This window comes from Rhodoferax sp., assembly GCF_023700745.1.
Lineage (GTDB): Bacteria > Pseudomonadota > Gammaproteobacteria > Burkholderiales > Burkholderiaceae_C > Rhodoferax.
Genome location: NZ_JAMPYG010000005.1, coordinates 44,064 through 58,931 on the forward strand (window position 1 = coordinate 44,064; position 14,868 = coordinate 58,931).

Below are 14,868 nucleotides of genomic sequence, written 5' to 3' on the forward strand. Positions count from 1 at the left end.
CTTCTGCCGCCCTATGCTCTCGGAACTGTTGTTGACTGAGATCGCCCGTCTGAACCAGCCCGCCAGGTTGTCGCTGCACCGGCAACTGTACGAGGCGCTGCGGCGTGCCATTCTGGACGGGAAAATCGCCGCCGGCGAGCGCCTGCCCTCCAGCCGCGACCTGACCCAGGACCTGCAGCTGTCACGCAACACCGTGGTCGCAGCGATCAACCAGCTGACCGTGGAAGGTTATCTGGTCAGCCATATCGGCAGCGGCACCTTTGTCAGCGACAACGTGCCCCGGATACCTGCACAACGCCAGCGGGGCGCACCCGAACGACACGCCACCCTGTCGACCCGCGGCCTGTCACTGAGCAGCAGCTTTTGCGCCTCCGAACTTGAAATTCAGCCTTTCACGGCAGGCATTGCCGATTTCAGCGCCTTTCCGGTGACGCTGTGGCAGCGCCTGCAAAACAAGCACTGGCGCATGACCTACCCCGACATGCTCGACTACAGCAGCTCGGGCGGCTACGCACCGCTGCGCCGCGCCGTGGCAGATTACCTGCGGGTGTTTCGCAGTATGCCGCTGGACCTGGAGCAAGTCATCATCACCAGCGGCACCCAGGAGTCGCTGGTGCTGTGTGCCCAGTTGCTGGCCAAACACGGCGATCCTGTCTGGCTGGAAGACCCGGCCTACTGGGGCGCCGTCAAGGCTTTCATGGCCACCGGCCTGGCGCTGCATGCGGTGCCGGTGGACGACCAGGGCATTGCCCCCCAGACCAGTGACAACGCCGTGCCGCCACGCCTGATCTATGTCACACCCTCGCACCAGTATCCCACCGGAGCAGTGATGTCACTCGCCCGACGGCACCAGATTTTGTCGTTGGCGCGCCAGCACCAGGCCTGGATACTGGAAGACGATTACGACAGCGAATTCCGCTTCAGCGGCCCGCCCATCTCGTCACTGGCCGGGCTCGACACCGACCAGCGCGTGATTTACCTCGGCTCGTTCTCCAAGGTGCTCTACCCCGGGCTCAAACTGGGCTACCTGGTGGTTCCGAAAGGACTGGCCGCGGCGTTCAAGCGTGCCCACTACGACCTGAATCGTCCCGGCCAGATGCCGGTACAAGCCGCGCTGGCCGAATTCATCGACATGGGACATTTCGCCAGCGCGTTGCGCAAGGCAAGGCAAAGCTACGCCCAGCGCCGTGCCAGCCTGCTGGCCGCACTGCAGCCCTGCCTGGGTCCCCTGGCCCGAATCACCGGCGCCGAGCAGGGTTTGCACCTGTGCCTGCGCCTGCCCGACACACTTGACGACAAGGCGCTGGCGCAGCAGCTTGGCAAACTCGGACTGACGGTACGGCCGCTGTCGGGCTACTGCCTCGCGCAGACCCGGCTGCGCGGCCTGATCATTGGCTACGGCTACGCACCGCTGGCAGAAATCGAACGCTTTGGCCCGCTGCTGGCCCGCACCATCGCAAGCGCCTTGTCACGCAGCGGCACTTCAGCATGACCCCACGCACCACCGAGCTCGCCACCCCCATGTTCAAACCGGGCTTCATGGTCCTGCACGGCAACCGCCTGGAAGACCTGCGCGACCTGCTCACCCAATTTCTGCGCGCGCAGCCGCTGCCACCTTTGACGCCCGAGGTGATCCTGGTACAAAGCAACGGCATGAAACACTGGCTGGAAATGGCGCTGGCTGACGATGCCGCCCTGGGCATTTGCGCCGCCACCCGGCTGGAATTGCCCAGCGGCTATCTGTGGCAGGTCTATCGCAATGTGCTGGGCGCGGCTGCCGTGCCACCGCACATGCCGTTTGACAAGGGGCATCTGCTCTGGCGGCTGGTGCGGCTGTTGCCCGAACTGGCGGCCAGCAAGCCCGTGTATGCACCACTGCAACGCTATCTGGATGGGAACACCGACGGGCGCCGGCTCTACCAGTTGGCGCTGCAGGTGGCAGACGTTTTCGATGCCTACCAAAGCTACCGCGCGGACTGGCTGACGGACTGGGCGGCAGGCTTCGACGTGCTGCGCGGTCACGATGGCCAGCCCGGCGCGCTGGCGGCCGCCCACGCCTGGCAAGCCCAGTTGTGGCGCGACCTGCGCGCCGATGTGGGTGCCGAACTGGCCGATGCCTCACGCGCCAGCGTGCATGCCCGCTTCATGGCCGCACTTGCGTCGCAGCGCGCGTCCTGCCAGGCCACGGGCCAGCGTCCGGCCGGCTTGCCGCCACGGCTGGTGGTGTTTGGCGTGTCGTCCCTGCCGATGCAGACCGTCGAGGCGCTGGCGCAACTGGGTCAGTTCTGCCAGGTGCTGATGCTGGTGCAAAACCCCTGCCAGCATTACTGGGGCGACATCGTTGCCGGGCACGACCAGTTGCGCGCCCAGCTGCGCCACCGGCAAGCCGCCCGGCCGATGGCCAGCGACAGCCATCCGCTGCTGGCCTCCTGGGGCAAACAGGGGCGAGATTACCTTCACCTGCTGGATGACTTTGACAATGTGGCGTTGTACCGGCAACGCATGAACCGGGTGGATGTGTTTGTCGACCCCGCAGCAGGGCAAGACAAACCGACGCTGCTGAACCAGCTGCAGTCGGGCATTTTGAACCTTCAGCCCGCAGGCGGCATGCCCGCTGCCAAGCGTGACACACTGCCAGATGACGACAGCATCAACTTCGTCAGCTGCCATGGCGCGCAGCGCGAAGTCGAGGTGCTGCATGACCAGCTACTGGCCTGGTTTGACGCCGACCCGGCCCTGGAGCCGCGTGACGTGATGGTGATGGTGCCCGACATGGCAGCGTTTGCACCGCACATTCAGGCAGTCTTTGGCCGTTTTGCGGCAGGGCAGCTCCGGCACATTCCGTACTCGGTCGCGGACACCACGCCGCGCCAGTCGCCGCTGGTGCAGGCGCTGGACCAGCTGTTGTCATTGCCGGCTTCCCGGGTGTCGCTGGCCGACTGGCTGGGCCTGTTTGAAGTGGCGGCAGTGCGCAAGCGGTTTGGCATTGATGAGGCCGACGTGGCAGAACTGCGCGAGTGGCTGGCCATGGCCGGTGTGCGCTGGGGTCTGGATGTCCACCACCGCATGGCCTGGGGTGTACCCACGGGTGTGACGGGACTGGACCAGAACACCTGGGCTTTTGGCCTGCGGCGACTGCTGCTGGGCTATGCCGTGGGCGCGGGTGCGCCGTGGGGCGCCACCCTGCCGCAGGCGGCCCTGAATGGCCTTGATGCCACGGTGATCAGCGCCTTGCTCGATTGGGTCGAGGCGGTCAACCAGACCTTGCGTGAACTGTCTGGCAGCAAAACCCCGGCGCAATGGGGACCCATTCTGACCGGCATCGTCGAACGCTTTTTTACCGCCGTCGATGACCCCGATGAGCGGCTCACCCAGCGCTGCCTGGCCGCGCTGGAGGTGTGGCTGCAAGCCTGCGAAGCGGCCCAGCTTGAGACCCCCTTGCCGCTCGATGTCGTGCGCGAGCATTGGTTGTCGCAGATTGAAGAAAGCAGTTTGCAGCAGCGTTTTTTTGGCGGTGGCGTGCAGTTTGGCACCCTGATGCCGATGCGCTCGATCCCGTTCAAGGTGATCTGCCTGCTGGGCATGAACGACGGCGACTACCCGCGGCAAAAGGCCGCCCGCGACTTTGACCAGATGCACTTGAGCTGGCGCGCCGGTGACCGCTCACGCCGCGAAGACGACCGTTACCTGTTTCTGGAAGCCATTTTGTCGGCGCGGCACAAGCTCTACATCAGCTGGCAAGGCCACCGCGCCAGCGACAACAGCGAGCAACCGCCCTCGGTACTGGTGGCACAACTGCTGGACTACCTGAATAACGGCTGGCAGCCTGCCATTCAAGCCCGGCAGCAACCGCTGCAAGCGTTCTCGCAGGCCTATTTTTTGCAGGATTCGCCATATCAAACCTATGCCAGAGACTGGGCACGAGTGCATCAACAGCAAACACCCCAGGCATCGCAAGCGCCAGACACGCCTCAAGCTGCCACGGCCGCCCCCACCAGCCTGACGCTGGCCGACCTGCGGCAACTGCTGCGCCAGCCGGTCGAAGTGTTTTTCAAGTCGCGCCTGCAGGTCCGGCTTGACACACTGGAAGAACTTGAACAGACGGAGGAACCCTTCACACTGAATGGCCTGGCGCAGTACCAGGCGGGTCAGACCTTGCTTGACGCCAGTGACATGGCGCCGGCACTGGAAAAACTGGCACTGTCAGGCAGCTTGCCGATGGCCGCTTTTGGCCAGCGCTTCGCCACTGAACTGCAAGCCAAAACGCAGGTGGTGCTGGACCGGCAAGGCGAATGGACGCTGCGCTACCCCAACCCGCTGCCGGCGCAGCCCATTGACCTGCAGATAGGTGGCATCAGCCTCACCGGCACGCTGGAGGGGCTGTACAGCGGAGATGCCGGCTGGCTGCAGCGCCATCAGCGCGTCGGCGCCGTGCTGGAGGGCGACAAGGAAACCCGCACGGCACGCGCCCATGTGGTGGTCGGCTTGTGGGTGCAACACCTGCTGGCCTGCGCCAACGCCATGCCGCTGAGCAGCGTGCAATTGGGGCTGGACGGTCAGGTGATCCTGGCCCCCCTGGCCCAGGACGAAGCCCTGCGTGTTTTACAAAAACTTGTCACAGCCTATCTGGCGGCCTGGGCGCGCCCGCTGCCGGTGGCCTGCAAAACCGCCTGGGCCTACCTGCAAGCCCAGGCGCAGGCTGCCCGGCTCGCCGCTGCGCAACCCGACAAGGAACCCAAGGACCCGCACGATGCGGCACTTGCCGTCTTTGAAGGCGCGCACAGCGCCGGTGAACGCGCCGAATCGGCCTATCTGGCGCGTGCTTTCGAGAGCTACGACGACATCGAAACCGAGTTGCCCGACTGGGCCGAGTGCTTGTACGGTGACCTGGCCCGGCATATTCGATTGACCCCAGGCGAAGGAATTCAAACTGGCGAGGCTTTTGATGACCCGGGGGACCTGCCTTTGTGGAAGGCCAGCCCTCGGGCCGAAGGCTGTTCGGGGGCAATCGCGGCGAGGGCGCCGCTCCCACAGGGCGCCGCTCCTGCAAGTTCACAATGACGATGCCATTCAACACCAAACAACTCGATCCGCTGACCCTGCCGCTCAGCGGTCTGCAGGTGATCGAGGCCTCGGCGGGCACCGGCAAAACCTGGACGCTGGCCGCACTCTATGTGCGCCTGGTGCTGGGCCATGTGCCAGACGGCACCGACCTCAACCAGGGCCTGTACCCGCCGCAAATCCTGGTCATGACCTTCACCGATGCCGCCACCGCCGAACTGCGCGGGCGCATCCGCGCGCGCCTGGCACAAGCGGCGCACTACTTTCAACACGACGAGCAGGCCGGCTTTGAGGTCGATGATTTCCTGCGCGCGCTACGCTCGGGAATCGATTCCGGGCAATGGCCTGCCTGCGCAGAGCGGCTGGACGTGGCCGCCCAGTGGATGGACGAAGCCGCCATCTTCACCATCCATGGCTGGAGCAGCCGGATGCTGAAAACGCACGCCTTCGACAGCGCCAGCCTGTTCCAGCAAAGCCGGGTGGAAGACAGCCAGCAGCTCAAACTGGCTGCGGCGCAAGACTATTGGCGCAAGTGGTTTTACCCGCTGTCGGCAGATCAACTGGGCGCCCTGCAGGCCGTGGGCAACACGCCGCAAGATCTGCTGGACCGACTCGAACCGCTGTGGGCCATCGAAGACAAGGCACCGCATGCAGCCACCGCGCCCGGACAGACGCCCGCCGAGGTGATTCGCGACTGGGCCAGTTGGCAAACAACATGCCAGGAGCTTGACCAAGGTGCGCACGCTGCTTGCACGGATGAACTGATTACCCTGCTCAGTGAAACCATTGCGGCAAAAAAGCTGAAATCTTACCGGGCAGATTGGCCAGTCAAGTTGACTGAATGGGCCAAAGGTGGCGCTTTTAGCCAACTCGACAAAAAAGCGCAGGGCGCTGCCATCACCTTGCTGCAACGGTTTTCACGGCAGGCCTTGTTGGACAAGGGCTGGGTTGAGGCCGATCACCACATCGCCTTCGCCCATATCGAGGCCCTGTGCATGCATCTTGCCGACGAGCCCGACGTGGCTGAACAGCTGCTGGCCCACGCCGCCTTTGAGGTCGGTGCCGCCTACCGGCAGGCCAAAACCCGCCTGGCGCAATTTGATTTTTCCGACCTGCTGCAAAACCTGTACCACGCGCTGCAAGCGCCGGATGGCCGCCTGGCAGAGGCCATTCGCCAGCAGTTTCCGGTGGCACTGGTGGACGAATTCCAGGACACCGACCCCTGGCAATACGGCGCCCTGGCCAAAATTTATGGCGCGTCAGAAGCCGCATCACGCAGCACCGGCCTGGTCATGATTGGCGACCCCAAACAGGCCATTTACAGCTTTCGCGGTGCCGACCTGGCCACCTACCTCAGTGCCCGTGGGCAGGCCCAGGCCATCCACACGCTGTCGGGCAACTTCCGCTCGACGGCGGGCATGGTGGCGGCAGTGAACCAGGTGTTTTCCCACGCGGTCAGGCCCTTTGGCGACGTGCCTTATGAAAAGGTGACCGCCTGCAATGACAAGGTGCTGCCGCTGCAGGTGGCGGGCCAGCCCCAGGCGGCCATGACCGTCTGGCACCTGCAACACGCCAGAATGCCACGCAAGCCGGTCTTGCTGCGTCAAATGGCCGAGGTTTTTGCCTCGCAAATGGTGGGCTTGCTCAATGCCGGTGCTGCCCGGCCCGGTGCCATGGCGGTGCTGGTGAAGAACTGGGTGGAGGCGCGCGCCATGCGCACCGCCTTGTCCAACCGTGGCGTGCGCAGCGTCTATCTGTCGGAGCGCGACAGCGTGTATGCCACCGCGCAGGCCACTGATCTGTGGCGCATTTTGCGGGCCGTGGCCCAACCGCGTGACGCCCAATGCGTCCGGGCTGCGCTGGCCACAGCGCTCTGGGGACTGCCCTGGCACGATCTGGAAAACCTGTTTCAGGATGAAATCGCCTGGGACGCATTGAGCGAACACTTTCATGACTGGCAAAAAGTCTGGCAACGCCAGGGTTTCCTGCCGATGCTGCACCAACTGCTGCATGAGCAATCCATTCCGGCGCGGCTGCTCAACCAGGGCGACGCTGCCGGCACGCAGGGCGAGCGCCAGCTGACCAATCTGCTGCATCTGGGCGATCTGCTGCAAACCGCCAGCCTGGGCTTGCAGGGCGAAGGCGCCCTGTTGCGCTACCTTGAAGACCAGTTGCGCGACCCGAAAGCGAGTGGCGACACGGCGCAATTACGCCTTGAAAGTGACGCCGATCTGGTGCAGGTCATCACCCTGCACAAGGCCAAGGGCCTGCAATACCCACTGGTGTTCCTGCCTTTTGCGTCGAACTACCGCGCCGCCGACAGCGGCCAGGACGATGCCTTGCGGCTGGCCGAAGACATCCGCCTGCTCTACGTGGCGCTGACCCGTGCCGAGCAGGCGGTATGGATGGGTGTCACCCCGACCCGCGGCGACATGGACGGCAAGAGCCCCAAGGTCAAAAGTGCCGTGTCGGCACTGCTGGGCCGTCAGGCTCTGGGTGACCTGGCCCGGTGCCTGCAAGCCTGGGCCTCAGAGCACATCGTGGTGCAAAACGCACCCGAGCCCGACAACATTGTCTACACCCCGCAAGCACCAGAAAAAAACTGGAAGCCCGCGCTGACACCGCAGCGCCAATTGCGCAGTCGCTGGTGGAGCGCCAGCTTTAGCGCACTCACGCGTGATGTGGCGCATGCGGCCCCGGCGCTGACCCCCGGGTCGGCGCTGGACGAACGCCTGGGCGACGCACAGATCGACAGCGCGCTAACGGACAATCTCAACGACGAGCCAGCGCAGCCCGAGCTGCTGCCCCTGCCTTTTAACGACTTCAGGGCCGGCAGCCAGTACGGTACCCTGCTGCATGATCTGCTGGAATGGCAGGCACAAAACGGCTGGCCCGCTACCCACGACAACCCGCCCACCGCCCTCAGCACGGCGTGGCAAAACCTGCTGACCCGCAAGGCGCAAGGGCTCAGGCTGGATGACGCCGAATGCGCCTTGCTGCGCACCTGGGTGCCAGCCATTGTCAGCACGCCCTTGCCGCTGGCGGCATCCTCCAGGCTGGTGTTGGCCAGCCTGACTGCCGACCAGTTTTGGGCCGAAATGGCCTTCAGCCTGACCGTCCGCGCACTGGACAGCGCCCGGCTTGACCACCTGATCGGCCAACATGTGCTGCCAGGCCAGCCGCGCCCAGCCATGCAGCCCCGGCAACTCGAGGGCATGCTCACCGGCTTCATGGACCTGGTGCTGGCATGTGAGGGCCGTTATTACGTGCTCGATTACAAATCCAACAAACTGCCCGGCTACGACCTGGCACAACTGCAGCAGGCCATTCTGGCGCACCGCTACGACGTGCAGTACACGCTGTATTTGCTGGCCCTGCACCGCTTGCTGAAGTCACGCCTGGCCGGCTACGACTACGACCTGCATGTGGGCGGTGCGTTGTACCTGTTTTTGCGTGGCATAGACCAGCATGGCGCCGGGCTGTATGCAGACAAGCCGCCCAAAGCGCTGATCGAAGCACTCGACGCGGCCTTCTCGGCCAGCCAGGCGCACACTGAGCCTTTGGAGGCCGCCGCATGAGCCCACCAATGGCTGAAGCCGACACGCTGACCGGGCTGGACCGTGCCCTGGTGGCCTTTCTGCAAGAGGTACAACCCAGCCCTGACCCGCTGCACAGCGCACTGGCTGCGCGGGTCAGCCAGCAGTTTGGCCTGGGCCACGCGTGTCTGGACCTGGCCAGCTTGCCACCTGAATTACGCCAGAGCGCCGCCAGTCTGCCCTGGATCGAAGGCCCTAACAGCCCGCTGGTGCTCGACGGTGCGCGCCTGTACCTGCGCCGCAATTGGCAAGCCGAACAAAGCATCCGTGCCTCGATTGCCGCACGCCTGGCGCAGCCCTGCCCCGCGCCGGTGTATCTCACCGAGACACTCTCGCAACTGTTCGGAGCGGGCCAATCAGGTACCGCCCCGGATTGGCAAAAAGTGGCCTGCGCACTGGCCGCGCGCAAACGTTTCACACTCATCACCGGCGGCCCCGGCACCGGCAAAACCACCACCGTGGTGCGCCTGCTGGCCCTGCTGCAATCGGACCCGGAACGCCAGCACACGCCCTTGCGCATCGCGCTGGCGGCACCCACCGGCAAGGCGGCAGCGCGGCTGGGCGAGTCCATTGCCTCGGCACTGCTCAAGCTGCCCGAACACCTGCAACAACACATTCCGACCCAGGCCGTCACCCTGCACAAACTATTGCAAGTGCGCAGCAAGCTGGCCCAAGACGCCGTGCCCGAGCTGGCCGTGGACCTGGTGGTGGTGGACGAAGCGTCGATGATCGACCTCGACATGATGGCCCGCCTGCTGGCCGCCGTTCCCTTGGGCGCCAGCCTGATCCTGCTGGGCGACAAGGACCAGCTGGCATCGGTCGAGGCCGGCGCCGTGATGGGCCAGCTGTGTGCCGGTGCCGACCTGGGCCGGTACACCCCCGACACCCTGGCCTGGCTGGCGCAAACCACCGGGGCCGACCTGAGCGCCTGGGCTGGCGACGGTTCGGCCCTGGCGCAGCAGACCGTCATGCTGCGCCTGAGCCACCGCTTTGCCGGCGACAGCGGCATCGGCCAATGGGCGCGTGCGGTGAATGCGGGCGATGTGGCCGGCGTAGAAAAACTGTGGCGCCAGGCCCCAGGCTGGCAAGCCACCACAGCCATTAGCGTCGACCGCCTGCAACCCGGTCAGCCCCAAGACGCGCGCCTGACCGTCCTGGTCAAACACGGCTGGACAACCTGGCTGCAAGCCCTGCAGCCGCTGAAAACGACCGCGTGCAGCGACGCCCAGGCGCTGGCCGCCCTGCAGGCATTTACAAAATTTCAGGTGCTGTGCACCGTGCGCGACGGCCCCTGGGGCGTCAACAGCCTGAACCAGCGCATGGCCAGCAGCCTGGGCCTGCCCGGCGAGGGCTGGTACGCCGGCCGCCCGGTGATGGTGACGCGCAACGACTACAACCTCAAACTGATGAATGGCGACATCGGCCTGTGCCTGCATCACGCGCGGGGTTTGCGCGTGGCTTTTCCGGACGGCCAAGGCGGCGTGCGCTGGGTCTTACCGGCCCGGCTGGACGCGGTAGAAACCGTGTTTGCCATGACCGTGCACAAATCACAAGGCTCGGAGTTTGACCATGTGGCCCTGGTGCTGCCCGACCGGCCGGTGGCAGTGTTGACGCGCGAGCTGCTGTACACCGGCATGACGCGGGCCAGGGCACGGCTGACCCTGGTGGTGCCGCAGGCCGGTGTGCTGTTGCACGCGGTAGCGGTCAAGGTGCTGCGCAGTGGTGGGCTGACTGAACTGTGAATGGCCTGAAGTCAGCGGGGCTGCGTAAGGGCTGCGGGTTGATCTTTCCGACTGGCAGCGGGAGCTCACGAGCAGCAGGAAAGTCATCACAGTCAAATTTCCATTAATGCGCCCGGCTGATGGGGATTCACGTTACGTTCAGGATCCCGGTATCGCATACACGTGCTGATCAGCAGTTCACCTAAGCTTACGTGGCACCCATGGTGAAGGTCATCGCTAAACTGATGGCTTCAGTCATCTTTCCGAAGGAGTCGGCCGATGCGGTCCCCGCCGTATTCGTACCAAAAAAAATCATGGCAACCGGACTTTGGACCAAGGAACAAATCAAGCTGGCGTTTCACTTGTACTGCCAACTTCCCTACGGACGGATTCACGGGCGCAACCCCGAAATCATGGCATTGGCAAAAGTAATTGGCCGTACCGCCGACGCAGTCGCAATGAAAATGCTCAACATTGCCAGCATCGACCCTGCAATCACCAGCTCAGGTCGTGCGGGTTTGGGCAACGCCTCGGCTCTAGATCGTGCAGTATGGGATGAGTTTCACGCAGACTGGGAGCGTTTGGCAATCGAATGCCAGCTACTGCGTCAGCAACTGGACAAAACCGCCATAGTCGAATCTGAGCTTGAAAACGATGTGTTGATCCCAGACGATTTCACTGCTGAAACGCGTCAGGTTCTGACAACTCAGCGCATCAAGCAGCATTTTTTTCGTCGAGCGGTTCTCAGCAGTTATCGTGGTCGTTGCTGCATGTCGGGGCTTTCTGATACTCGCCTGTTGATTGCCAGCCACATCGTTCCATGGAGCGCTGATAAGGCAAACCGGCTTAACCCCAGCAACGGACTTTGCCTGTCTGCGATCCATGACCGTGCTTTTGACAAAGGGCTGATTTCTTTGACCGAGGACTGGCGTGTCCTTTTGTCAAACGAACTCCGCCAACGTGAAGATGCGTTTGTGAAGGCGGTCTTTTTGCCATTGGAAAACCAGCCGATTGAAATGCCAGAAAAATTTAAACCAAACGACCAATTTATGAGCCACCATCGAGCATCCGTTTTTTTAGATGGCGCTCGCATTTAGGAGCTAAAAATGATTTTTCCCGACGAGTGCAACCCAGCAATTTTTCATGAAGATGTTTTTTACGCGTACTTTCTGCTGTACCGACACCTAGCATCGCGCCACAACATTTGGGGAGGTCATGGGCTAGAAACATTCGGTGAAGACTCTGAAATTGCCAGGAACTCCGACCTGAACTTTGTTTGGACAGTCCTCGATTGCGGCGAGGGAGCAGATCAGTGGATCGTCCCCGGGCTGCAATTTGTGAGCCGCATTTGCTATGTGCTAACCGAAGTGCCATATAAAACGACGCGCCGATCCAGTTTCGTACTGAAGGTCGTCCGCGCCCGATCACCCGGCGCGGCCTTGGCTGCCGAACCACAACCTTGCACCAGATCATGCAGAGACAAGCATCTGCAATAGTTGACTGCGGATAGTCCCCATGACCCGTTTGCCATTCAAGAGCCCACCATGTACATCCCCACCCACTTTGCAGAAACCCGACCCGAAGTCTTGCACCGCATCATTCAAACGCACCCACTGGGTATGCTGGTCAACCACACCAGCGCCGGACTGGATGCCGAACACCTGCCCTTTGCGTTCGATGCCAGTGCGGGAACGCATGGGGCGCTTCTGGCGCATGTTGCCCGCGCCAACACGCTGTGGCAGCGTTGCCCAAGCGGCACGCCGGTGATGGTCGTGTTTCGCGGTGCGCAAGCCTATATTTCACCGAACTGGTACCCCAGCAAACATGAAACGCATCGCCAGGTGCCGACCTGGAACTACGAGGTGGTGCATGCCCATGGCACGCTCACCGTGCATGACGACGTGCGCTTTGTGCGCCGCCTGGTGGCACAACTGACGCGCCAGCACGAGGCCACGGAGCCCAGGCCCTGGAAAATGGGGGACTCTGAACCGCAGTACATCGACACCATGCTGGGCAACATTGTGGGCATCGAAATTGCCGTCACCTCGTTGGTGGGCAAGTTCAAGCTCAGCCAAAACCGCGACGCGCGGGACCGCCTGAATGCCGCCGATACCCTGGCGTCACGGGGCCACACGGCACTGGCGCAAGCCATGCGCAATGTGGGATAAGCAGAAGCACAAAAAACTTCTGCCGCTCACCCGCTCTGCGAGCGACGTCGTAATCGTGTGATGTTGTTCACAACAGGTCACGCAGCCGGTGGTACAGGGTACCCAGCACCAGGCTGGGCATGCGCAACAGCGGCCCGCCGGGAAAACGGCGGTGCCGCAATTGGGCAAACAGGTCGAACTGCCCGGCCTGACCCGCTACCGCCTGCGCCACCAGTTGCCCGGCCAGCCCGGTGAGGGCCACGCCATGGCCGCTGAAGCCCTGCAGGTAGTACAGGTTGGCGCCCAGGCGGCCAAAGTCGGGCGCGCGGTTCATGCTGATGTCGACAAAACCACCCCATAAAAATTCGACCGGCGCGTGGCGTAACTGGGGAAAAACTTTTGCCATGCGCGCGGCCATCAAGGCCTGCAGGTTGGCGGGCGTGCGCGTGGTGTAGCTGACACGGCCGCCAAACAGCATGCGGTGGTCGGCGCTGAAGCGGAAGTAATCCAGGATGAAATTGTTGTCGCACACCGCCGCGTTGCTGGGTATCAGGCGCTGGCACAATGCGGGGTCGAGTGGTGCGGTGCCGATGATGTAGGTGCCCACCGGCATGATGCGCGGCGCAATGTCAGGCGCCACGGCCGGGCCGTATTCGGCCAGCATGCAGTTACCGGCCAGCACGCCAAAGGGCGCGGTGACCGAACCCTGCGCTGTGCTGGCCGTTAATTTCTCGCCGCGCTTGAGCCCGGTGACTGCCGAATACTCATAGATCTGCACGCCCAGGCTGGTGGCCGCGCGCGCCAGTCCCAGGCCGTATTTGAGCGGATGCAGGTGGCCCGACTTGCGCTCAAAGGCACAGGCCTGGTACAGCGGGCTGGCGATGTGGCGCTGCACTTCTGGACCGCTGGCAAAGTCGGTCACCAGACCGTAGTGCGCCATGGCCTGCATTTCGGCGGCCAGCGCGCGGGCTTTGCGCGCCGAGTCGGCCACATGCAGGTAGCCGTGCTGGCGGCCGCAGTCAATCTGAAAGTCTTTGATGCGCCGGTCGATCAGCTCGATCGAGGCCAGCGACAGGTCCCAGGCCAGCATGGCCTGGGCGGGACCGAGTTGCTGCTCAAAGGGTTCCTGGCCACTGGCATACCCCACAATGGCCTGGCCGCCGTTGCGCCCGGAAGCCCCGGCACACACCCGGTCGGCTTCGAGCACCACCACTTGGTAGCCGCGCTGCGCCAGCTCAATGGCAGCCGACAAACCGGCAAAACCGGCGCCCACCACCAGCACGTCGGCAGTGACCTCGCCTTGCAACGGCGCTGCCACGGCGTCGCGCGTGACGCTGGCTTCGTAATAGCTGCGCTGGTTGAGTTGGGTATCCGAGTCAAGCAGCATGCCATGTCACTTTCAGGCCAATTTTGCAATCTGGCCGCACAAATAGGTCCAGACGAACGTGGCGGCGGCGTTGCTGGTGAGCTCGGCGTGGTCATAGGCGGGCGCCACTTCGACGCAGTCCATGCCGACCATGTTGAGCAGGCTGAGTTCTTCTAGCAGGGTCAGCAGCTGCGAGCTGCTCAGGCCACCGGGCTCGGGGGTGCCGGTGCCGGGCGCAAAGGCGGGGTCAAGGCAGTCGATGTCGAGCGTGAGGTAACACGGGCGGTTCCCGAGGCGCGCCAAAATTTGCGCCACCACGGGCTGCAGGGCCGCGCCGTCGAGGCCGCGCAACTGGCGCCCGGTAAAGATCAGGCCACCCTGGTCCTGCACGTAGTGGCGCGCCGCACGCGCGCCGCTGGAGCGCAGGCCGATTTGTACCGTGTGCTGCGGGCTGACCAGCCCCTCCTGAATGGCTTCATAGGTCCAGGTGCCATGGCCCGAGGGCTCGCCAAAGTGGTCGATCCAGGTGTCGCAGTGGGCGTCAAAGTGGACCAGCGCCAGCGCGCCATGTTTTTCATGGGCCGCCCGCAACAGCGGCAAGGTGATGGAATGGTCGCCCCCCAGAAATACGCAGTGGTGGCGCGCCATGAGTGCGCTGGCCTGGGCCTGGATGCGCGCACGAACTTCGGCCAGCGGCGAGGCATTGGGCAGACGCATGTCGTGGCCGTCACCCAGGTGCCCGAGCGGTGTGACCTCGAAATGCGGGTGCAGGCCGTCGCACAGCATCAGGCTGGCGCTGCGAATGGCCTGCGGGCCAAAGCGTGCGCCGGGCCGGTGGGTGACCGCGCCGTCAAAGGGCACCCCGACCACGGCAAAGCGCTGCTGCGCCAAGGCCGGCGCAGCCAGAAAACGGTTGCTGTTGTTGGCGTAGGCAAATTCACCGATTGGCATGGACACCTCCTTGAAAATAAATCCCC

The 14,868-nt window shown here is 63.7% G+C and carries 8 protein-coding genes; 6 read left to right on the top strand and 2 right to left on the bottom strand.

Annotation, left to right across the window (positions count from 1 at the left end; genetic code table 11):
* The first annotated feature begins 13 nt into the window (after positions 1-13).
* The 6 genes from NDJ10_RS06325 to NDJ10_RS06350 all read left to right on the top strand — a co-directional run bounded on the left by NDJ10_RS06325 (position 14) and on the right by NDJ10_RS06350 (position 12,546).
* Positions 14-1,492, top strand: a complete 1,479-nt coding sequence (locus NDJ10_RS06325) for a PLP-dependent aminotransferase family protein (protein WP_296160360.1) — start codon at positions 14-16, stop codon at positions 1,490-1,492.
* A complete protein-coding gene (gene recC / locus NDJ10_RS06330) occupies positions 1,489-5,061 on the top strand; it encodes an exodeoxyribonuclease V subunit gamma (RefSeq protein ID WP_296160361.1) in 3,573 nt (1,190 codons plus the stop codon). The genes NDJ10_RS06325 and recC overlap by 4 nt, the downstream gene beginning before the upstream one ends.
* Complete coding sequence (gene recB / locus NDJ10_RS06335; RefSeq protein WP_296160362.1) at positions 5,058-8,639, top strand: exodeoxyribonuclease V subunit beta; 3,582 nt, start codon at positions 5,058-5,060, stop codon at positions 8,637-8,639. Before recC ends, recB begins: the two co-directional genes overlap by 4 nt.
* Positions 8,636-10,399 carry an exodeoxyribonuclease V subunit alpha gene (gene recD / locus NDJ10_RS06340; protein ID WP_296160363.1) on the top strand — a complete coding sequence of 588 codons (1,764 nt, stop codon included), beginning with the start codon at positions 8,636-8,638 and terminating at the stop codon, positions 10,397-10,399. The genes recB and recD overlap by 4 nt, the downstream gene beginning before the upstream one ends.
* 200 nt (positions 10,400-10,599) lie before the next feature.
* Entirely contained in the window at positions 10,600-11,475 is an 876-nt protein-coding gene (locus tag NDJ10_RS06345; protein ID WP_296160364.1) for an HNH endonuclease, read from the top strand.
* Between the two features lie 447 nt (positions 11,476-11,922).
* Complete coding sequence (locus NDJ10_RS06350) at positions 11,923-12,546, top strand: FMN-binding negative transcriptional regulator (protein WP_296160366.1); 624 nt, start codon at positions 11,923-11,925, stop codon at positions 12,544-12,546.
* Between the two features lie 67 nt (positions 12,547-12,613).
* On the opposite strand, the gene NDJ10_RS06355 is transcribed toward NDJ10_RS06350, so the two are convergent.
* Together NDJ10_RS06355 and speB are read right to left on the bottom strand one after the other, a co-directional pair.
* On the bottom strand, positions 12,614-13,912 hold the full coding sequence (locus NDJ10_RS06355; RefSeq protein WP_296160367.1) for an FAD-binding oxidoreductase: 1,299 nt from the start codon (positions 13,910-13,912) through the stop codon (positions 12,614-12,616).
* Positions 13,913-13,924: 12 nt separating this feature from the next.
* Positions 13,925-14,842 carry an agmatinase gene (gene speB / locus NDJ10_RS06360; protein WP_296160368.1) on the bottom strand — a complete coding sequence of 306 codons (918 nt, stop codon included), beginning with the start codon at positions 14,840-14,842 and terminating at the stop codon, positions 13,925-13,927.
* Positions 14,843-14,868: the final 26 nt, after the last annotated feature.